The sequence below is a fragment of the Bifidobacterium sp. LH_417 genome, from assembly GCF_056357035.1.
In genome coordinates, this window is the sequence record NZ_JBKEVI010000001.1 from 454,314 (window position 1) to 474,389 (window position 20,076).

At 67.0% G+C, this 20,076-nt stretch carries 14 protein-coding genes; 11 read left to right on the forward strand and 3 right to left on the reverse strand.

The genetic code is table 11. The features are described 5' to 3' along the window. The first annotated feature begins 18 nt into the window (after window positions 1–18). From AC1AYR_RS01905 to acnA, 8 genes are all read left to right on the forward strand, one after another. Window positions 19–2,034: a dipeptide ABC transporter ATP-binding protein gene (locus tag AC1AYR_RS01905; RefSeq protein ID WP_476510891.1), complete on the forward strand. Its 2,016-nt coding sequence runs from the start codon at window positions 19–21 to the stop codon at window positions 2,032–2,034. A gap of 80 nt (window positions 2,035–2,114) precedes the next feature. Beyond that, window positions 2,115–2,972 (forward strand): exodeoxyribonuclease III, encoded by an 858-nt coding sequence (locus tag AC1AYR_RS01910; protein ID WP_476510890.1) that lies wholly within the window; start codon window positions 2,115–2,117, stop codon window positions 2,970–2,972. A gap of 117 nt (window positions 2,973–3,089) precedes the next feature. Then, a complete protein-coding gene (locus AC1AYR_RS01915) occupies window positions 3,090–3,959 on the forward strand; it encodes a DUF3710 domain-containing protein (protein ID WP_476511183.1) in 870 nt (289 codons plus the stop codon). Between the two features lies 1 nt (window position 3,960). Continuing rightward, window positions 3,961–4,692 carry a DUF3159 domain-containing protein gene (locus AC1AYR_RS01920; protein ID WP_476510889.1) on the forward strand — a complete coding sequence of 244 codons (732 nt, stop codon included), beginning with the start codon at window positions 3,961–3,963 and terminating at the stop codon, window positions 4,690–4,692. 51 nt (window positions 4,693–4,743) lie between these two features. Further along, window positions 4,744–6,015 carry a class I SAM-dependent RNA methyltransferase gene (locus tag AC1AYR_RS01925; RefSeq protein ID WP_476510888.1) on the forward strand — a complete coding sequence of 424 codons (1,272 nt, stop codon included), beginning with the start codon at window positions 4,744–4,746 and terminating at the stop codon, window positions 6,013–6,015. Next, window positions 6,012–6,698 carry a type 1 periplasmic-binding domain-containing protein gene (locus tag AC1AYR_RS01930; RefSeq protein WP_476510887.1) on the forward strand — a complete coding sequence of 229 codons (687 nt, stop codon included), beginning with the start codon at window positions 6,012–6,014 and terminating at the stop codon, window positions 6,696–6,698. Before AC1AYR_RS01925 ends, AC1AYR_RS01930 begins: the two co-directional genes overlap by 4 nt. A 219-nt stretch (window positions 6,699–6,917) precedes the next feature. After that, window positions 6,918–9,479 (forward strand): HAD-IC family P-type ATPase, encoded by a 2,562-nt coding sequence (locus AC1AYR_RS01935; protein ID WP_476511182.1) that lies wholly within the window; start codon window positions 6,918–6,920, stop codon window positions 9,477–9,479. A 166-nt stretch (window positions 9,480–9,645) separates the two neighbouring features. After that, the gene (gene acnA / locus AC1AYR_RS01940) at window positions 9,646–12,348 is read left to right on the forward strand and encodes an aconitate hydratase AcnA (RefSeq protein WP_476510886.1); all 2,703 of its coding nucleotides are present in this window, start codon (window positions 9,646–9,648) and stop codon (window positions 12,346–12,348) included. Between the two features lie 323 nt (window positions 12,349–12,671). Here the strand turns inward: acnA and AC1AYR_RS01945 are convergent, their stop codons facing one another. The 3 genes from AC1AYR_RS01945 to AC1AYR_RS01955 all read right to left on the reverse strand — a co-directional run bounded on the left by AC1AYR_RS01945 (window position 12,672) and on the right by AC1AYR_RS01955 (window position 17,064). Continuing rightward, window positions 12,672–14,780: a GmrSD restriction endonuclease domain-containing protein gene (locus AC1AYR_RS01945; RefSeq protein WP_476510885.1), complete on the reverse strand. Its 2,109-nt coding sequence runs from the start codon at window positions 14,778–14,780 to the stop codon at window positions 12,672–12,674. 202 nt (window positions 14,781–14,982) lie between these two features. Further along, on the reverse strand, window positions 14,983–15,657 hold the full coding sequence (locus AC1AYR_RS01950) for a response regulator (RefSeq protein ID WP_476511181.1): 675 nt from the start codon (window positions 15,655–15,657) through the stop codon (window positions 14,983–14,985). Between the two features lie 33 nt (window positions 15,658–15,690). Next, entirely contained in the window at window positions 15,691–17,064 is a 1,374-nt protein-coding gene (locus AC1AYR_RS01955) for a sensor histidine kinase (protein WP_476511180.1), read from the reverse strand. Window positions 17,065–17,334: 270 nt separating this feature from the next. Between AC1AYR_RS01955 and AC1AYR_RS01960 the strand changes: the two genes are divergently transcribed. The 3 genes from AC1AYR_RS01960 (at window position 17,335) to AC1AYR_RS01970 (ending at window position 20,074) form a co-directional block, all read left to right on the forward strand. After that, complete coding sequence (locus AC1AYR_RS01960; protein WP_476510884.1) at window positions 17,335–17,820, forward strand: hypothetical protein; 486 nt, start codon at window positions 17,335–17,337, stop codon at window positions 17,818–17,820. A 214-nt stretch (window positions 17,821–18,034) separates the two neighbouring features. Continuing rightward, complete coding sequence (locus AC1AYR_RS01965; protein WP_476510883.1) at window positions 18,035–18,934, forward strand: Bax inhibitor-1/YccA family protein; 900 nt, start codon at window positions 18,035–18,037, stop codon at window positions 18,932–18,934. A gap of 87 nt (window positions 18,935–19,021) precedes the next feature. Further along, window positions 19,022–20,074 (forward strand): DMT family transporter, encoded by a 1,053-nt coding sequence (locus tag AC1AYR_RS01970; protein WP_476510882.1) that lies wholly within the window; start codon window positions 19,022–19,024, stop codon window positions 20,072–20,074. The last annotated feature ends 2 nt before the right edge of the window (window positions 20,075–20,076 follow it).

The following is a 20,076-nucleotide window of genomic DNA, read 5'->3' on the forward strand; positions in this document are numbered from 1 at the left end:
TGTGAGGTAGGAAGACAAATGGAAAACACGAACGATGCCAAGATCGTCGAGATGCAGAAGGCCCACGGCCCGCTGCTCGAGGTGAAGAACCTCGCCATCGACTTCACCACCGACGACAAGCGCGCCGTGCACGCCGTGCGCAACGCGTCCTTCTCCGTCTACCCCGGCCAGTGGGTGGCCATCGTCGGCGAATCCGGCTCCGGCAAGTCCACGTCCGCCATGGCCGTGCTCGGCCTGCTGCCCGGCACCGGCCACGTGGTCGGCGGCTCCATCAAGCTCGACGGCCAGGAGCTCACGGGCCTGAAGCCCAAGGACTTCGACAAGCTGCGCGGCGACAAGATGGGCCTCGTCCCGCAGGACCCGATGAGCAACCTCAACCCGGTGTACCGCATCGGCACGCAGGTCAAGGAGGCGCTCACCGCCAACAACATGGACGTGGCGCACGAGAAGCGCTCCGCCCTCGCCAAGGCGCTGGCCGGCGAGGAGGCGGACGTCGAGCTCAAGGGCAACGACGACGAGACGTTCATCGGCTCCGCCGAACTGCCCGCCCTGCTCGACGCCGCCAAGGCCGCGCTGGCCGAGGCCGGAGTCGGCGATGAGGCGGCCGCCAAGTCCATGGACTACTTCAAGGGCGAGTGGGTGCCCGGCTCCGAGACCCGTTGGCGCGTCGCCGACGACCTCATCAAGGCCGGCGTCTCCGACGACAAGGCGTGGTCGATCGCCAAGACCCACGTCACCGGCTCCACCGTGGACGACCGCATCGCCGGCCTGCTCTCCGAGGCAGGCCTGCCCGACGCGGCCACCCGCGCCCGCCAGTACCCGCACGAGTTCTCCGGCGGCATGCGTCAGCGCGCGCTCATCGCCATCGGTCTCGCCTGCCGTCCCGACCTGCTCATCGCCGACGAGCCGACCTCCGCGCTCGACGTGACCGTGCAGAAGAAGATCCTTGACCACCTGCACATGCTCACCGACTCGCTCGGAACCGCCGTGCTGTTCATCACCCACGATCTGGGCCTCGCCGCCGAGCGCGCCCAGCACATCGTCGTGATGTACAAGGGCCAGGTCGTCGAGTCCGGCCCGTCGCTCGAAGTGCTCCAGCACCCGCAGCACCCGTACACGAAGCGTCTGGTCGCGGCCGCCCCGTCGCTCGCCTCCCAGCGCATTATTTCCGCGCACGAGCGCGGCGAGGATGCGGACGCGCTGCTCGAACACCACATCGTCGGCGAGGACAAGCTCAAGAAGAGCGATGACGTCATCGTCGTCGAGCACCTGACCAAGGAGTTCAAGCTCCCGCGCAAAAAGGAGATGTTCAAGGCCGTCGACGACGTGTCCTTCTCCGTCAAGCGCGGCTCTACGCTGGCCATCGTGGGCGAATCCGGCTCCGGCAAGTCCACCGTGGCGAACATGGTGTTGAAGCTCCTAACGCCCACCTCCGGCAAGGCGCTCTACGAGGGCAGGGACATCGCGGAACTGGCGGGCAAGGACCTCCTCGAGTTCCGCCGCCACGTGCAGCCGGTGTTCCAGAACCCGTACGGCTCGCTCGACCCGATGTACTCGATCTACCGTTCGATCGAGGAGCCGCTGCGCATCCACGGCATCGGCGACAAGACCAGCCGCACCAAGCGTGTGCGCGAGCTGCTCGACATGGTCGAACTGCCCGAGTCCGTGATGACCCGCTACCCGAACGAGCTGTCCGGCGGCCAGCGCCAGCGCATCGCCATCGCGCGAGCCATGGCCCTCAACCCGGACGTGATCGTGTGCGACGAGGCGGTCTCCGCGCTCGACGTGCTCGTGCAGGACCAGGTGCTGCACCTGCTCAACGACCTGCAGGCCGAAAAGGGCCTGAGCTACCTGTTCATCACCCACGATCTGGCCGTCGTGCGCCAGATCGCCGACGAGGTCGTGGTGATGCAGCATGGCCGACTGGTCGAACACGCCACCACCGACGAGGTGTTCAACCACCCGAAGATGCAGTACACCCGCGACCTGCTCGACGCCATCCCCGGCGGCAAGCTCCAGCTCGGTCTCGACTGAGATCGCAGCGTGATCGACGAAGGGCTCCCTCGCACAATGTGAGGGAGCCCTTCGTCATAGATGCCCGTATAGTGAGGCGCATGATCTCCATCACGACTTCGAACATGAACGGCATCCGCGCGGCGAAACGCAAGGGCGTGGAGGAGTGGGCGCGGCGCAACACGCCCGACGTGTGGTGCATGCAGGAGGTGCGTGCCCCTCAGGCCGAGCTCGATCCGATCCTCGACGGTCTCGCCGCCGACTACGCCGAGGCCGGCCGCATCGAGGGCCCGGCCGCGTTGACCTGCGTCAACGAGGTGTGCCGCGTCAAGGGCCGCGCCGGCGTCGCCCTGCTCTCCGACCTTGAGGTGACGGCCACGCGTCACGGTCTGCCCGGCCTCGACGAGGACGTCGACTCGGGCCGCTGGATCGAGGCGGACGTCACCACCCCGCAGGGCTATTCGATCACCGTCGCATGCGTGTACGTGCATGCCGGCAACGCCGACGACGAGACCAAGATGGCGCAGAAGTACCGGTTCCTCGACACCATGCTCGAACGCATGGGCGAGCTGCGCGACGAGGCGGCGCGGGGCGGGCGTCAGGCCGTGCTGTGCGGCGATTTCAACATCGCGCACACGCCGCTCGACATCAAGAACGCGAAGGGCAACGTGAAGCACGCCGGCTTCCTGCCTGACGAACGCGCCTACGTGGACCGCTGGCTCGACGAATACGAGTTCGTCGACGTCGTGCGCGACCTCGCCGGCGACATCCAGGGGCCGTACACGTGGTGGAGCCAGCGCGGCCGCGCCTTCGACAACAACGTCGGATGGCGCCTCGACTACCAGTTCGCCACACCGGAGCTCGCTGAGACCGCGCGCGGATTCGTCATCGACAAGGCCCCCACCTATGATCTGCGCTGGTCCGACCACGCGCCCCTCACCATCCGCTACGACGTGTGACGCCATGCGGGCGTCCGGAGCCGCTGACGGCAGGTGAAGGTGTTACCCTTAACAAGGTCGCAACTGCGAGACACTGCGTGATGCCACAAGACATCGCAAGACATGAAACGAGGATCCATGGGACTGTTCGGATTCGGCAAGAAGAAGGACAAGGCGGAGAAGAAGCCCGTCGAGACCGAGGACGAGGACGCCAAGGCCGCCGCGGCCGCGAACGCCGCCGCCAAGGCCGACAGCGAGACCGCCGAGGAGACGGCCGCCGCCTCGCTGCCGGAGGCGAGCAGCGAATACGTGGGGCGCGGCGAGGAACGTGGCCCGTGGGACGTCGATGACGAGGACGTGCCCGACTACGACGACTATCTCGACCTCGGCGCCTACTACCTGCCGTTCATGCAGCACATCGAGCTGCGCATCAAGGCGAACCGCGCCACCCGCGCCATCCTCGGCTCCACCATCACCTACAAGAACTCCAGCCTGGAGATCGAGGCGTATGCCGCGCCGAAGACCCTTGGCCTGTGGGAGGACTGGCGCGACGACTTCCTCGCCGCCAACAAGAAGGCATCCGCCGTCGAAGGCGTGTTCGGCACCGAGCTGCGTCTGCCCGTCGAGATCAAGGGCGGCAAGACGCTCACCACGCGCATCGTCGGCGTGGACGGCCCGCGTTGGATGCTGCGCGGCATCTTCTCCGGCGTGGCCGCCACCGACCCGGACGCCGAGGAGACCGAGGCGCTGAACCGCTTCTTCTCGGACATCGTCGTCGAACGCGGCGAGGAGCCGCTCGCGCCGCGTGACCTCATCCCCATGCACCCGCCGGTCGCGCCCGCCGAACGCAAGGCCGCGAAGGCCGCCGCCGAAGGCGAAGGCGAGCCGGAGGGCAAGGAGCATCTCAAGGACGTGCCCACCCGTCCGGACGGCCCGCTGAGCCAGGACCAGCAGACGGAAGTCAAGACCACGCTCTCGCGCGGCCCGATGTTCTCCGAAGTCCGCTGACGTGTCGGAGCCCGAACAGAGGAAGCGCACCGGTCTCGGCGCACTCGCCGGGGCCGGCGACCACGCGGGCGACGGCGTGGGGGAGGACTTCTCCGTCATCGAGGCGATCGGCGGTCCGCGCGGCGTCGTCGAATCGATGCTGCCTGGCGTCGTGTTCGTCGTCCTGTTCATCGCGACGAACGACCTCAATCTCACCATCGGCGTGTCCGCCGCGCTGGCCGTCGTGCAGGTGCTCGCCCGTCTCGTCCAGCGCCAGTCGGTGATGGGCGCGCTGAGCGGCCTCATCGCCGTGGGCATCTGCCTCGTCTGGGCGTGGAAGAGCCACGAGGCCCGCAACTACTACATGCTGGGCTTCCTCACGAACGGTGTGTACGCGGCGTTGCTCGCCGTCTCGCTCGCCGTGCGCGTGCCCGGTCTCGGCATCGTCATCGAGTTCATCCGCCAGATGCCCACCGAACGGTTCGGCGCATGGTTCCACGACTGGATGGACGACAAGGCGCTCAAGCGCGCCTACATGATCATCACCGGCCTGTGGCTCGGCCTGTTCGCGCTGCGTCTCGCCGTGCAGGTGCCGCTCTACGTGACCGACCACGTGGCCGCGCTCGGCGTGACCCGCCTCATCATGGGCATCCCGTTCTGGGCGCTCGCCATCTGGGTGAGCTACCTCGTCATCGCGACGCCCCTGCACCGCCACAAGGCGGCCGCGAAGGCCGCACGCGAAGCGGCCGAATAAGCATCGCATCAGCATCGAAAGCCAACCGAACAGCCAACCGAAAAGGAATCCATGGAAGCCGAAGTCCGCATCGAACGCTACGCCGACCAGGGCCGCTGCGTCGCCCACATCGACGGACGTGTCGTGTTCGTCCGCTTCGCACTGCCCGGCGAGCACGTGCGCATCGCCCTCGACGAGCCGCACGACCGCGACGACCGGTTCTGGACCGGCGAGGTCATCGAGGTCATCGAACCGAGCGAGGACCGCGTCCCGCCCGCATGGCCGCTCGCCGGTCCGCTCGCCATGGGCGGCGGCGTCGGCGGCGCCGACCTCGTGCACGTCTCCCTGCCCGGCCAGCTCAAGTGGAAGGCGGTCACTGTCTCCGAGCAGCTGAGCCGGCTCGGTCATATCGACGTGGCCGTGCCGATCGAACGCGCGGAAGGCGACGAGGAGCTCGGCGGCTTCCACTGGCGCACGCGCATCGAGATGATCGCCGACGAGGAGGGACACCCGTCGATGCGCCGCCGCGGCACGCACGTGCGCGTCCCCCTCGACACGATGCCCCTCGCCACGACGACCCTGCTCGACGTGGCCGGAGAGCACCACGTGTGGGACGGCGGCTTCGAACCCGGCTCGCAGATCCGTATCGCCGCGCCCGAACCGCGCGGCGGCGTCGCCATCCGCGACAACCACGCCGTCCTCGTCGACGGCGAACTCGTCGCCGGTTCGCGCGTGCTCAACGAGCAGGTCACGGTCGCCGGCGCCACGTTCACCTACGAGGTCGACGCGAACGGCTTCTGGCAGGTGCACCGTGAGGCGCCCGTCGTGCTCGCGAACCATGTGATCGACCTGGCCCGCCGCGAACTCGACGGCCGCGACGACGCCGTCATCTGGGACCTGTACTCCGGTTCCGGCCTGTTCACGTTGCCGCTGGCGACGCTCGTCGCCGCGCGCACGCGCATGTTCAGCGTGGAGGGCGGTCGCGACGCGGTGAAGAGCCAGCAGCGCAACCTGCGCCGCATGAACCTCGCGGACGTGGACGCGCGTTGCGGCGACGTCGCCCGCACGCTCGCCCAGGTGCCCGCGCATCTCGCGAAGCCCGACCTCATCGTGCTCGATCCGCCGCGCGCCGGCGCACGAGCCAAGGTGTGCCGTCAGATGGCGGAGGCCGGCGCCCGTTCCATCATCTACATCGCGTGCGATCCGACGAGCCTCGCGCGCGACACGGGCACGCTGCGCGGACTCGGTTACGAACTTGCCGACGTGCGCGCCTACGACATCTATCCGATGACCCATCACGTCGAGACGGTCGCGCTGTTCCGCCGTGGAGGGGACGCCGCGTGACGGCGTGGTCGGCCGCGTCGGGTGCGTCGGGTGCGTCGGCAGGGCCCGGTTCCGCGTCGTGGCGTATGACGCGTGCCTCGCACCGCGCCATACGCATGGCGGCCCGCGTCGGCGCGTCCCTCGCGTGCGCCGCGGCGGTGCTGTCGCTCGCCGCGTGCACGCCGCGCGGCACCGCGGTCGGCGACACGCAGGGGCGTGCGCCGTCGCCCGCGCACGTCGGCACAATGCGCGACGACGCGGTGATCGGCGTCGTCGGCTCCGCCACGGCCGCCGCCGATTCCGCGGTACTGGACGCGTTCTCCGACGCGGGAATCGAAGCGGTATACGTGTCCGTGAAGGATTCCGCTTCCGGTTCTTCCGATGATTCCGGACACGCGGCCGCACGTGCCCAGCAGGGCGTGCGTGACATGGTCTCGCGCGTCGTGAATCTCATCGTCATCTCCGACATCGACGTCACGGTCGATGCCGACGGCTGGGATGCCGCCCTGCAGGATGCCCGTAACGCCGGCATTCCCGTCGCGCTGCTGTCGCCCGTGCACGCGCCCGACGACGAACGCCTCTACGCGGCCACGCTCGCCATCAACGACCGTGCCGCGGACGCCACGCCGATCGATGACGCGTCGATGGCTATCCTCAACGACGAACCCCACGCCCGTGAAATCACGGTAAGCACGGTGAGGTAGACGGCATGCCCGGCGTCGCCGTCGCCGTAGGTTCACCCGCGGTGAAGCCGACGCTCCCCATCGTACGGAGCAGCGCACGGTAGGGTAGTGGGCATGAGTGCGAATTCGGCAGCGTGCGCGACGAACCACGCGGATGGTGGCAAGTCCGGTGGCATGGGCGATGACGGCAATGAAAAGACCGGGACCGGCGGCGGGACCGTGCCCGCGCCCGGTGCCGCCATGCCCCACGTGGACGAGACCGGCCTCACGACCGCCGAAGTGAGCGAGCGCGTCGCGGCCGGGGCGGTCAACAAGGTGAAGGACTCCACGTCGCGATCCGTGAAGGACATCGTGCGCGCCAACGTGTTCACCCTGTTCAACGGCATCATCCTCGCCGCGATGATCCTCGTGCTCGCCACCGGGTCATGGAAGGACGCGGTCTTCGGCTTCGTCATCATCATCAACACCGGCATCGGCATCGTCACCGAACTGCGCGCGAAACGCACGCTCGACAAGCTCTCCATCCTCGTCGCCTCCGACTATCTCGTGCGCCGCGACGGCCGCGACGTGACCGTGCCGCATGACGGCATCGTGAACGACGACCTGCTGTGGGTGCGCGCCGGCGAACAGGTTCCCGCGGACGCCGAGATCGTGCGCGACTGGGGGCTGGAACTCGACGAGTCGATGCTCACTGGCGAATCCCGCACCGTGCGCAAGCACGAGGGCGACGACGTCTACTCCGGATCGACCGCGGTCTCCGGGCTCGCGCTCGCACGCGTCACCGCGGTCGGCGCGCGCTCGTACGCGGCCACGCTCACCGCGAAGGCCAAGGTGTACAAGAAGACCGTCTCCGACTTGGGCAAGGGCATCAACACGATCCTCAAGTTCATGACCTTCCTCGTCGTGCCGCTGTGCGTGCTGCTCATCATCTCCCAGATCCACACGGTCGGCGGATGGTCGGTCGCGCTCGCCACCGGACAGTGGCGGCAGGCGGTCGTCTCCGCAGTGGCCGGCGTCGTCGGCATGATCCCGGAGGGACTCGTGCTGCTCACCTCGCTCAACTTCGCGGTCGCGGCGATGCGTCTCGCACGGCACTCCACGCTCGTGCAGGAACTGGAATCCGTGGAGACGCTGGCGCGCGTCGACTGCCTGAACCTCGACAAGACCGGCACGATCACCGACGGCGGCATCGCGCTCGACCGCGTGGTCATGCTGCACGGTGACGACGGCGGCGGTGCGTATGGTGACAGTGACAGTGACAGTGACGGTGACGGTGACGGTGACGGCGATGCGACGGCCGCCGAGCGGGAGACGACGCAGGCGCTCTACGATCTCGCGGACGAGGAGCAGCCGAACTCGACCGGACGCGCCGTGCTCGACGGGTTGGCGAAGCGGGGATATGCGCCGGGCGAGGTGGCCGCGCGCGTGCCGTTCTCGTCGGCGCGCAAGTGGAGCGCGATCACGGTCGCGGACGGGACGACATGGTATCTGGGGGCGCCGGAGGTGCTGCTGTCGGCGCTCGACGGCGACCATGCGGCGCTGCTGGAACAAGTCAACGCGTACGCGGGGGAGGGGAGCCGCGTTCTGCTCGTCGCACGAGCCGGAAGGCCGCTGGAGTCTCTCCCTCAGTCGGCCGGCTCCGACGGTTCCCTCCTCACAGGAAGCCGAGAGGAAGTGAGGCTGGACCCACGGGCGGTGCCGGTGGCGCTGGTGCTGTGTGCGGAACGGGTGCGGGCCGACGCGGAGTCCACGCTCGCATGGTTCCGCGAACAGGGCGTGCGCTGCCGCGTCATCTCCGGCGACAATCCCGTCACCGTCGGCGCGATCGCACGTAAGGTGAGACTCGCCGGCGAGAGGGAGCCGCGCATCATGGACGCGCGAACGCTGCCCGACGACCCCGCCGAGCTTGGGCGCGTCCTCGAGGACGTCGACGTGGTCGGTCGCGTCCTTCCCGACCAGAAGAAGCTCATCGTCGACGCGCTGCACGCGCGCGGCTACACGGTCGCGATGACCGGCGACGGCGTCAACGACGCGCTCGCGTTGAAGGAGGCGGACCTCGGCATCGCGATGGGCAACGCCGCGCCCGCGACCAAGGCCGTCGCCCAGGTCGTGCTCGTCGACTCGAAGTTCTCCCACCTGCCCGACGTGGTCGCCCGCGGGCGGCAGGTCATGGCCAACATGGAGCGCGTCGCCGGACTGTTCCTCGTCAAGACCGTGTATTCGGCGCTCATCTCGCTCGGCGTGGTCCTGACCGCCATCCCGTACCCATACCTGCCGCGCCACATCACCTACATCGGCGCGCTCACCATCGGCATGCCGGCCTTCATCCTCGCGCTCGCGCCCAACACGCGCCGCTATATCCCCGGGTTTTTGAGGCGCGTCGTCGGATTTGCGCTGCCCGGCGGCATCGCGACCGCCCTGTCCGTGCTCATCACCGCGTGGACGCTGCCGCGCATCATGGGCTGGGACGTGGCCGGCTCGCCGGCGGATCTCGCCTCGCTGCGCGCCACCGAGGCGATTGTCCTGTTCGTCATGGGCGTGTTCGTGCTCGCCCGCGTCGCCCGTCCGCTCAACGGCTGGCGCGGCGCGCTCGTCGCCGTGTTCGCCGCGGCCGGCGTCATCGGCATGTTCATTCCGTTCGTCGCACGCTTCTTCGCGCTCGTCGTCCCCACCGGCGCGCTCGTCGTCCCCACGCTGATCGCGCTCGCCGGCGCGGCGGCCGTGTTCGCCGTGTGCCTCGCCGTTGCGCCGTGGGCGTCGCGCACGGCGCTCGGCAGGCTGCTCGGCCGTCGCCGCAGATGACCGCGGCGGGAAGTGAACGTTCACGCCGCACGCGTGCCGCAGACGCGGCGCGGGCGGCGTATTGTCTCACGTTTCAAGCCGACACGCCAGAGGCAAAGTTACGTTCCCGTACCATTTCAAGTGGATAATCGGCGACATCAAGCCGGTCCAATGATTCGGAGGAAGCATGTCCCTACGTGACGACCAACTGGCGACGCTCCACGCCGCCGGCAAGGATTTCGACTACTACAAGATCGCCGACCTCGACGGCGTCGACCACCTGCCCTATTCGCTGAAGGTGCTCGTGGAGAACCTGGTGCGCAACATCGACGGCGCCAACATCACCGACGACCACGTCAGGGCGCTCCTCGACTGGGATCCGGACGCCGAACCCAGCCACGAGATCCAGTTCACGCCGTCCCGTGTCGTCATGCAGGACTTCACCGGCGTGCCCTGCATCGTCGACCTCGCCACCATGCGCGACGCCGTGAAGAACCTCGGCGGCGACCCGGAGGTCATCAACCCGCAGGTCCAGTCCGACATGGTCATCGACCACTCCGTGCAGATCGACAAGTACGCGCTGCCCAACGCCGTCGAACTCAACATGGACATCGAATACCAGCGCAACGGCGAACGCTACCAGTTCCTGCGCTGGGGCCAGCAGGCGTTCCGCAACTTCCGCGTCGTGCCGCCGGGAACCGGCATCATCCACCAGGTCAACATCGAATACCTCGCCAAGGTCGTCATGACCAAGGCGGGGGAGCGCGGACGTCAGCTCGCCTACCTCGATTCGTGCGTCGGAACCGACTCGCACACCACCACCGAAAACGGCCTCGGCGTGCTCGGCTGGGGCGTCGGCGGCATCGAAGCCGAAGCCGCCATGCTCGGCCAGCCGATCTCCATGCTCGTGCCGCGCGTCGTCGGCTTCAAGCTCACCGGCTCCATCCCCGAAGGCGTGACCGCCACCGACGTGGTGCTCACCATCACCGACATGCTGCGCAAGCACGGCGTCGTCGGCAAGTTCGTCGAATTCTACGGTGAGGGCATCGCCTCCGTGCCGCTCGCCAACCGCGCTACCATCGGCAACATGAGTCCCGAATTCGGCTCCACCTGCGGCATCTTCCCCATCGACGACGTCACGCTCGACTACCTGCGTCTCACCGGACGCAGCGAGGAGCAGGTCGCGCTCGTCGAGGCCTACGCGAAGGCCAACAAGCTGTGGGGCGACGCCACGGACCCCGACTACGTCGAACCGAAGTACTCCGAATACATGGAGCTCGACCTCGGCACCGTCGTGCCGTCCATCGCCGGCCCGAAGCGCCCGCAGGACCGCATCGTCCTGTCCGAGGCGAAGGAGACGTTCGAGAAGACGCTCCCCGCCTACGAGACCGAAAGGACCGTCAAGGAGCCGGTCGCCGTCTCCACCGACTTCCGCGGCGACTTCGAACTGAACAATGGTGACGTGGCCATCGCCTCGATCACCAGCTGCACCAACACCTCCAACCCGTCCGTCATGGTCGCAGCCGGCCTCATCGCCCGCAACGCGCACCTGAAGGGCCTCAAGCCGAAGCCGTGGGTGAAGACCTCGCTCGCGCCCGGCTCGCAGGTCGTCGCCGACTACCTCAAGGCCGCGGGCCTGCAGGATGATCTGGATGCGCTCGGCTACCAGCTCGTCGGCTTCGGCTGCGCCACCTGCATCGGCAACTCCGGTCCGCTGCTGCCCGAGATCAGCGAGGCCATCAACGCGAACGACATGACCGTCACCGCCGTGCTGTCCGGCAACCGCAACTTCGAAGGCCGCATCAGCCCCGACGTCAAGATGAACTACCTCGCCTCGCCGCCGCTCGTCATCGCCTACGCGCTCGCCGGCACGATGGACTTCGACTTCGAATCCCAGCCGCTCGGCGTCGGGCCGGACGGCGAGGACGTGTACCTCAAGGACATCTGGCCGACCAACGACGAGGTCGCCGCCGTCGTCAACGGCACCGTCAGCCGCGAGATGTTCCTCAAGGACTACGCCTCCGTGTTCGAAGGCGACCGCCGTTGGAAGGGCCTCGACGTGCCCGAGGGCGAACTGTTCGCCTGGGACCCGAAGTCCACGTACGTGCGCCGCCAGACGTTCTTCGACGGCATGAGCGCCGAACCGGACCCGGTGAAGGACATCCACGGCGCGCGCGTGCTCGCCCTGCTCGGCGACTCCGTCACCACCGACCACATCTCCCCGGCCGGCGCGTTCAAGGCGTCCAGCCCCGCCGGCAAGTACCTGACCGAGCGCGGCGTGGAGCCGAAGAACTTCAATTCCTACGGTTCCAGGCGCGGCAACCACGAGATCATGGTGCGCGGCACGTTCGGCAACATCCGCCTGCGCAACCTTCTGCTCGCCTCCACGGGCAACGAGGTGACGCCCGGCGGCTACACCTACGACTTCACCACCGGCGAGCCGTCCACGATCTTCGACGCGTCCCTGAACTACAAGGCCGCGGGCACGCCGCTCGTCGTGCTCGCCGGCAAGGAGTACGGTACCGGCTCCTCGCGCGACTGGGCCGCGAAGGGCACGCTGATGCTCGGCGTGAAGGCCGTCATCACCGAGAGCTTCGAACGCATCCACCGCTCGAACCTCATCGGCATGGGCGTGCTGCCGCTCCAGTTCCCCGAAGGCGAGTCCTACACGTCGCTCGGCCTCGACGGCACGGAGACCTACGACATCGCCGGCGTCGAGGAGCTTAATTCCGGCGTCACGCCGAAGACCGTGCATGTGACCGCCACGAAGGCCGACGGTTCGACGGTCGGATTCGACGCGGTCGTGCGCATCGACACGCCCGGCGAGGCCGACTACTACCGCAACGGCGGCATCCTCCAGTACGTGCTGAGGAACCTCATGCGCAAGTAGCGCGGGGGCCGACCACCCTCCGGCGCTACGCGCCACCTCCCGCCAGCGGGAGGACAGGAGGCGCCAGTCAGCGGGAGGTGGCGCGCAGTGAACGCGGCACAGGCCGCGGATGCGGCCGGACAGGATGCGGACGCCTGCGGGGGTGTGGTCGTTCGCATCCTGCTGACAGACTGGAGGACAGGACGCGTTCGCCGGCGGGAGGCATGGCTGTGTATGCGCCCCGCCGGCAGGGCTCCGGGGCATACGACTTGACGAAGCGCGGCGACACCGTCTGCCCCCGCTGGCGGGGGCTTCCGCGAAGCGGGTGGGGGTGGTCCCCGCGCTCACCCGGCCTGTTGGCGGTACTTCTTCCAGATTTCCGACAGTTTCACACCATCCGACGTGCGCTTCCACACATCCAGACCGCCGCTGGCCTTCCCTCCGGCCGCAGCCTTCGCCGCAGCCGTGGGGGAGGCGTGTTCGGAACCGTCGTCAAGACGGAACCTGCCGTTTTCGGTCACGGTCGCATACCAACGTTCGCCCTTGCGCGGGCGGTCCCAAACGAGTTTCTCGCCGGGGATGAGCAGTCCCGCCTTGACGACCTGACGGATGGTCACGCGACGTGACCCGTGCGTCGGTTTCGCCGTCGTATCCTGCATAAGCGCGGCATCGCCCTGCCCGGTCAGATCCGTATGGTTTTCGTCGTATCGGATCTGCCAATAGTCGGCGATGAGTCGGATCGTCTCTTCCTGACGGTGCTTGATCATCGCCGGCGTGCACTCGTTGAAGTCCTTAAGACCCGCGGTCAGCGGGAACCGGCGCGAATCGCCGCGCATGAGCATGCGGTCGCGGCGCGGCGCGTATTCGGCCATGCGGTCGAGCTGGTTGTCGGCACCCTGCGCGAGCGCCATGTTGCCAAGACGGTACATCCAATAATCATGGTCGTCCTGCGACCAGTTCGCGAACGAGGCGGATCGCTCGATGTCCAACGGCATGATGGATAGGGCGCTGAGTTTGCGCGGGCGTGACAGGTGCATGCCCGCGGCCTGTTCGTTCGCGCGGATGAGCAGCAGACGCACCAGCTCCTCGTCGCCCTGCATTTCGCCGTGCAGGCGCACGAGCGCCCCGGCACGGTCATCCGCCTTGATGGTGAGGCCGCGTACCAGATTCGTCGGATAGCCCTTGTCGAGGTCGCGAATCGCGGCGGTCGCGTGGCCGCGGCGCCTGAACGCATCGACCCGGTTCAGCGTATCCACGCCGGTGACGCGTTCCAGTGAGGTGAGCACGTCGACCAGTCGCTGCGCGTCATGGCCTCCCAAAGTCTTCACGGTGGCGTTGGCACGTGCCGCGCGACTGCCGCGTGAGGCGAACGGGGAGACGTCCGGCGAGCCGAGATGACGGTATGAGTGGACGAGAATCCACATCGCCACGGCCTTCCACTCGTGGTTGTGGTAGTCGTTCAACGCCTCCAGGCGGATTTTCACATCGTCGGGCAGTACCGTGTCGGACGCGTGGGCGATGATCTGCCATGCGGTCGCGTAGGGGGCGAGCGTGCCGTCGATGAACGCAGGCACGTCGCCCGCGTCGATGTGCGGCTGCAGCACGTCGGCAAGGAACTCCTCGATGAGCTTGTCGGTGGAGTGCTTGTGCGTGAGAATCATATGCAGCGTCGAGAAGAACTCCTCGGTGGACTGCGGGTCGTCGCCGAGCGGGTCCATCACGTCGTCCCAGCGCTGCGCGTAGGCATCCATCTCGGCCGGTTTCAATGCGGATGTGGCGCGCGCCTTGAACACGTCGGACGCGGTGAGCGGAAGACCCCGCATGTTCATCACATCGAAGATGCGGTGCGCGCCGTCCAGGTCGTCCGTGGTGACGATGACCAGCGTGACCATCTTGACCATGTACGAGGCGAACGCGCGGCGTTCCTCCTCATCCAGGGTGGACAGTTCGTCGTAGACGCGTTTCGTGTTGCGCATGATGTTGCGCTGGGCGGTGGTCGTCCAATCCTCGTCGGTCAGGTCGAACAGGGCCTCCAGATTGCCTTCCTGCACGTATTCGCGGAAGAAGGCGGCATCCCGCTCACGCAGTGTGAGTCGTGGTTCGTTGGCGATGCCGCGCAGCTTGTCGCCCGGATCGACGATGAGATGATCGAGCAGCGTCATCCATTCGGGGTCGCGTTCCAGATCACGCAATGCGGCGATGATGATCGACAGGGAGACGAGACGCTGCTGTCCGTCGATCACCTCGAAGCGGCAGCCTCCCTCGCGCACCAGGATGAGCGAACCGAGGAAGTAGGGTGTCTCCGGGGTCTTGCACGCCTCCAGCAGATCGTTCACCAATTGCAGGATATGCTCGGGCCTCCAGATATAGGCGCGTTGGAACGAGGGAATCGACAATAGGTAGTCCGGCGTGAACACGTCACCCAGCGGCAGTTCCTTGGCGTTGATACCCATCTCATTTCCTTCCGGCGACTTCGGCCGGCTCCGCGGACCGCTGCGGAGCGTGACGACCCTCTGCGTTTTTTCACGTAACAGCCTAGCAGCGCAAGGTGCGGACGGCCGGTACAGCGCGTCTGGAATATCGTGACGCATGTCGCATTCCGGATATGCGCGTCGATGAATGCGCCGTCGGGCGCCGTCGGGCGACGGCGTGCGGCTATGGGCGCAACGGAATATCGGCCCGTTCCACCAGACGCGCCATCTGCACGCGTCCCATCGCGAGCTTGTCCGCGGCGTTCGACAGGTGCGCTTTCGCGGTGCGTTCCGAAATGAACATGCGGGAGGCGATCTGCGCGTTCGTGAATCCTTCGGCCGCGAGAATCACCGCCTCGCGCTCCCGTTCGGGCAATGCGTCGAGCATGGCGCGGGCCTCGTCGCGCCGTGATGTCGGACGTTGTTCGCGCAGTCCGATGATGAGCTGCCGCTGGCTCGCCGGGTTGAACTGGGGTGCGTCGGAGCAGATGCCGAGCACTCGGCGGATGATTTCGTCGGGGGCGTCCGTTTTCGAGACGAATCCTTCCGCACCGGCCTCCACGGCGCGTTCCACGGTGTTCGAGGGGCTGAGCGACGTGAGCATGAGCACGTGCGGCGGCCGGGGGAGCGCTCGCATCCGCCGTGTCGCGGCGATGCCGTCCATGTCGGGCATGGCGATGTCCATGAGCACCACGTCGGGATGCTGTTCGGCGGCCTGACGCACGGCATCCTCCCCGCCGACGGCGGTGAACGCCACGACGACGCGCCCGTCGGAATAATCGGTGAGGATCAGCGACATCGCCTGGCAGATCATCGGATCGTCGTCGACGATGCCCACCCGTACCGGCATCCGCGCCATATCATGCTGCTGTTCTTCGCTCACGATGCCATACTATGGCACGATCGCGGTGCCATGGGGAATCGGCACGGTCTGTTCGTCCGGGCTTCGCCATGTCCACGGCAAGGTGACGTCCATATGGAATATACGTCGGTCGTCCACGCCATAGCGACAATCCCCACCCACGCTCCGCGCTCTCGCGGTGACGCCGGGTAGTCCGGCGCCCGACGGCCTGTCGTGTCCCGTGGCGACGTCCGCAGGACCGACGACGGGTCCGGAGACAGGTGGAACCGTCGCGTCGGTGGTCGGGGGTGCGGGCGCGCCTCCGGTGGTCGTGTTCGGCAGGGGATTGGTCACGTGGATGCGTACTCCGGATTCGGGGTTGGCGTTGACTTCCAGCGACACGGGAGCATCCGACGCGTGACGGCGCGCGTTGGTCAGCCCCTCCTGCACCGCCCGGTAGGCGACTTTCGCCACGGTGTCGTCGAGCGCGCCGAGCTGCCGAATGTCGATCCACGTGTTGAGCGGCATCCCGGCGTTCCGGGCGTCGTCGACGAGTCGGTCCAACGCCTCACGGGTCAATGCCGTCTCATCGGATGGGGCCATCTGTTCCCAGGCCGTCTGAGGATGGCGCAGCATATCGATGATCTGATGGGCCTCGTCCAAGGCTCCGGCCGCCTGACGGCGGATGTCCTCGGCCTTGCGCGCGATGGCCTGGGACTGTTCGGATGGCGGCAGCCGGCCGGCCTCCGCCTGCAGCGCGCTCGCGTTCAATGCGAGCAGGGACAACGAATGGGCGAGCGTGTCATGCGCTTCGGCGGCTATCGCGTCGGCGAGGCGTTGGTCGGCGAGATCGTCACGGAGCGTCTGCGCGTGGAATACCGCGGCGTCGGCCTGTGCCTGTGCGGTCGACAGACTCGCCCGGGAGCGGATATGCAGTCCGGACAGGGTGGCGATGAGCGTGCCGATGAGGCCCACGACCACCGCGGTGATGACGATGGGCGTCTCCCCGGTCATCATCCTGATGGGCACGCCGTTGGTTCCGGTGTCGGGTTCGGCGAAGACGATGTGCCAGAACGAGGCGTCGGCCGGATGCAGCGCATCCCTGAGCTGCGCCCATACCGCCACCGAGGCACCCGCGGCGACGGCCCGGATGGTACGGGTGCGGTCCGAACGGCGGGCGACGAGCGAGGTGAGCGCCATGAGCATGAGCAGCGGATCATAGGGGAACACCGCCACCACGGCGCAGCAGATCCAGAACACGGCTTCGGGATGACGGTCTCTGGCGGTCAGCAGCAGGGGGAACGCGAAGGCGAGCAGCGTGCTGAGCATCATCCACAGATAGACGCCGCCATGAGGATCGCGCGTATACGGCGTAGCGGCGTACGCGCATTGGACCAGGCACATCGTCGCGGCGAACGGGACCATGGCGAAGGTACATGCCCGTTTCGTGCGCACCGGAACCTCGTCGGCCGGTGCGGCCGTCTGCTGCTGATGTGCGTGCGTCATGCACTCCACTGTATGGCCAAGTCCCGGTGCGGCGCCATGGGACATGCGGACGTGTCGCACACGGCCGACCCGCCCGATGGGGCACGGGGAAACGTCCGTTCGTACACTGACGTAAACCTCCATGACCCTGTAGCGTCGTCGGAAAGAGTCGCGGACGACGGGTCCGCTCCACAGGGAAGGAAGAAAACCATGGACAAGACCAAGGCGAAGAAGCCGATCTTCAAGAAATGGTGGTTCTGGGTCATCGTCGTTGTGGTGGTGCTGGCCATCGGCGGCGCCGTCGGCGGCGGCTCGTCGAACGGGGCCGGAACCTCATCGTCGACATCCACGAGCCAGAAGACGCAGAACGGGGATGCTTCGAAGTCGGACGATACCGCGTCGTCCGGGAAGATGACCGAGAAGACCGTCGAATTCCAGGCCACGGCCACCGGCAACGGCACCGTGATCTGGACCAAGAGCGGTTCAAGCAACACCGAACAGTTCTCCGGTACCTGGTCGAAGACCTTCACCGGCGACGAGGCCAAGGACCTCACCGGCGTGAGCGTCACCGGCGACATCATGGGCGGGAACGACCAGCAGGTCACCTGCAAGATCATCGTCAACGGCGAGGAGAAGGACGCGAAGGAGGCCAGCGGTTCGGCCGGCAGCGCCATGTGCACGGTTCCGCTCTTCTGATCCGGGGACTCGTCGATTCGGGGCCGCGGTCGTTCCGTTCCACGTGCGCTCGCGGCCTTGGAAATGGCGGGGACGGGCGAAACCCGACGAATCGTCGGGAATCGTCCGTCCCCGTCGCCGTATCCGGAAGCGGATGATGCGATGGGCTGAATTCCCAGACAACGCCCAGTTGCCTGCGTAGGATGGGAACCGTCGATAACGAGAAGGAGCGAACATGACATTCGGTCAGCAGCCCCAGCCCAATCCCAACTACGAGCCGCAGGGCAACAGCACGTTGAACACCGGCTACGGCGCGCCGCAGTATCAGTACGCGGGCCAGCAGAACACCAATTACGTCAACTACAACCAGCAGATGCCGCCCCAGTATGGTCAGCCCCAGTACGCATACGCGGGGCAGGGCGGCGCGGCTGCCACCGTCGACGGACAGGTCGCCTACTCCTACGAACAGGCGGAGCGCGTCTCCGTCACCAAGGCGTACGGCGAGATGACCATCGGCCTCGTCGTGACCGCCTTGGTCGCCGTGCTCGCGCAGATCACCGGCGCCTACTACTACTTCCGCGACTACACGGGCATGATCGGCCTCATCGGCCTGTGCGTCGTGCAGGTGGGCATGGCCATCGTGCTCGGCATGCGCATCACGAAGATGAGCGTCGGGGGAGCCCGCGCCATGTTCTACGTGTACGCGGCACTCATGGGCTTCACCCTGAGCTCCATCTTCTGGGTGTACGACCTCGGCCAGATCGGCATCGCCCTCGGCGTCACCGCCGCGTTCTTCCTCGCCCTGACCATGTTCAGCCTCACCACGAAGTTCGACATGCTCAAGTTCGGGCCGATCCTCATGGTGGCGCTCGTCGTGCTCATCATCACCCAGCTGGTGCTCGCCTTCATCCCCGGCGTGAGCGGTATGACGCGCCTCGTGTGCGCCATCGGTCTCGTGATCTTCGCCGGCATGACCATGTACGACGCCCAGTCCACGAGGGCCCTGTTCAAGGCATACGAGGCCCAGGGGCCGGAGATGATCAAGAAGATCTCCATCCTGTGCGCCCTCAACCTGTACCTCGACTTCGTGAACATGTTCCTCTACATCCTCCAGCTGTTCGGCAGCAGGGACTGATAGGAGAGCATCTCAGTCACCGGGACCCGACCACCATGTGGTCGGGTCTTTCCATATGCGCGCATCCGCACGGTAGGTTGAATCCTTATGGGAAAGCAGGGAAGACAGGACGTCATCGGCACGCTGTGCCTGACGGTATGCGCGCTCATCTGGGGATTCGCCTTCGTCTCGCAGGTGCAGGGCATGGATGCGGTCACCCCGTTGTTCTTCAACGCCGCCCGGTTCACGCTCGGAGCGGTCTCGCTCCTGCCCATCCTGCTCATGCGTCGGAGGAAACGGACGGGAACACCCACGCCCGCCGCGTCGTCCGACGCCGTGGTGCCCGATGGCGTCATGCACGCTGCCGACGTCCCGACGCCTGAACCGCGTTCGCCGCGTCCCTTCCTCGCCAACCCGATCGTCGTCGGCGTCATTTGCGGCATCGTGCTGTTCAGCGCGAGCACGCTCCAGCAGTACGGCATCCTCTACGGCAAATCCGCCGGGCGCGCCGGGTTCCTCACCGCCTTGTACATCGTGATGGTGCCGCTGCTCGCTTTCGCGTTCCTGCACCGGCGCATCAACGCGCTCGTCGGCGTGGCGGTCGTGCTCGCCGTCGCCGGATTCTACTGCCTGTGCATCACCGACGGATTCGGTTCGATCGGTCTCGCCGACCTGCTGCTCCTGTTCACCGCGCTCCTGTTCGCCACGCACATCCTCGTCATCGACGAGCTTGGCGCGAAAGTTGATGCCATCGTGCTCTCGTTCGTCCAATTCTGCACGACGGCCACACTCAGCTGGATCGGCTCCGCCATCGAAGGCTCGATCGACTGGGCGGGAGCCGCCTCCGCGTGGATGCCGATCCTCTATGCGGGCATCGGCTCAGTGGGCGTGGCCTACACGCTGCAGGCTGTCGGACAGCAGTGGGTGCCGCCCACGCGCGCCAGCCTGCTCATGAGCCTCGAATCGTTCTTCTCCGCCGTGGGCGGCGCGATCTTCCTCGGCGAGGTGATGACCCCGCGCGGCTACCTCGGCTGCGCGCTCATCTTCGCGGGCACCATGCTCGCCCAGGCTCCCGCGAAACTGCCCAAGTGGATGCGTCGGAACGACGCCGCGCAGACCGCGCAGACCGCGCCGGAGGAGCCGGCGGAACCGAGGGAGTGAGC

Bases quoted from the DNA above. Each gene is read 5' to 3' on its own strand.
- AC1AYR_RS01910 (WP_476510890.1), top strand. From the start codon at position 2,115: ATGATCTCCATCACGACTTCGAACATGAACGGCATCCGCGCGGCGAAA.
- AC1AYR_RS01925 (WP_476510888.1), top strand. From the start codon at position 4,744: ATGGAAGCCGAAGTCCGCATCGAACGCTACGCCGACCAGGGCCGCTGC.
- AC1AYR_RS01970 (WP_476510882.1), top strand. From the start codon at position 19,022: ATGGGAAAGCAGGGAAGACAGGACGTCATCGGCACGCTGTGCCTGACG.
- AC1AYR_RS01915 (WP_476511183.1), top strand. From the start codon at position 3,090: ATGGGACTGTTCGGATTCGGCAAGAAGAAGGACAAGGCGGAGAAGAAG.
- AC1AYR_RS01965 (WP_476510883.1), top strand. From the start codon at position 18,035: ATGACATTCGGTCAGCAGCCCCAGCCCAATCCCAACTACGAGCCGCAG.
- AC1AYR_RS01945 (WP_476510885.1), bottom strand. From the start codon at position 14,780: ATGGGTATCAACGCCAAGGAACTGCCGCTGGGTGACGTGTTCACGCCG.
- AC1AYR_RS01935 (WP_476511182.1), top strand. From the start codon at position 6,918: ATGCCCCACGTGGACGAGACCGGCCTCACGACCGCCGAAGTGAGCGAG.
- AC1AYR_RS01905 (WP_476510891.1), top strand. From the start codon at position 19: ATGGAAAACACGAACGATGCCAAGATCGTCGAGATGCAGAAGGCCCAC.
- AC1AYR_RS01960 (WP_476510884.1), top strand. From the start codon at position 17,335: ATGGACAAGACCAAGGCGAAGAAGCCGATCTTCAAGAAATGGTGGTTC.
- AC1AYR_RS01950 (WP_476511181.1), bottom strand. From the start codon at position 15,657: ATGGCGCGGATGCCGGTACGGGTGGGCATCGTCGACGACGATCCGATG.
- acnA (WP_476510886.1), top strand. From the start codon at position 9,646: ATGTCCCTACGTGACGACCAACTGGCGACGCTCCACGCCGCCGGCAAG.
- AC1AYR_RS01955 (WP_476511180.1), bottom strand. From the start codon at position 17,064: ATGGTCCCGTTCGCCGCGACGATGTGCCTGGTCCAATGCGCGTACGCC.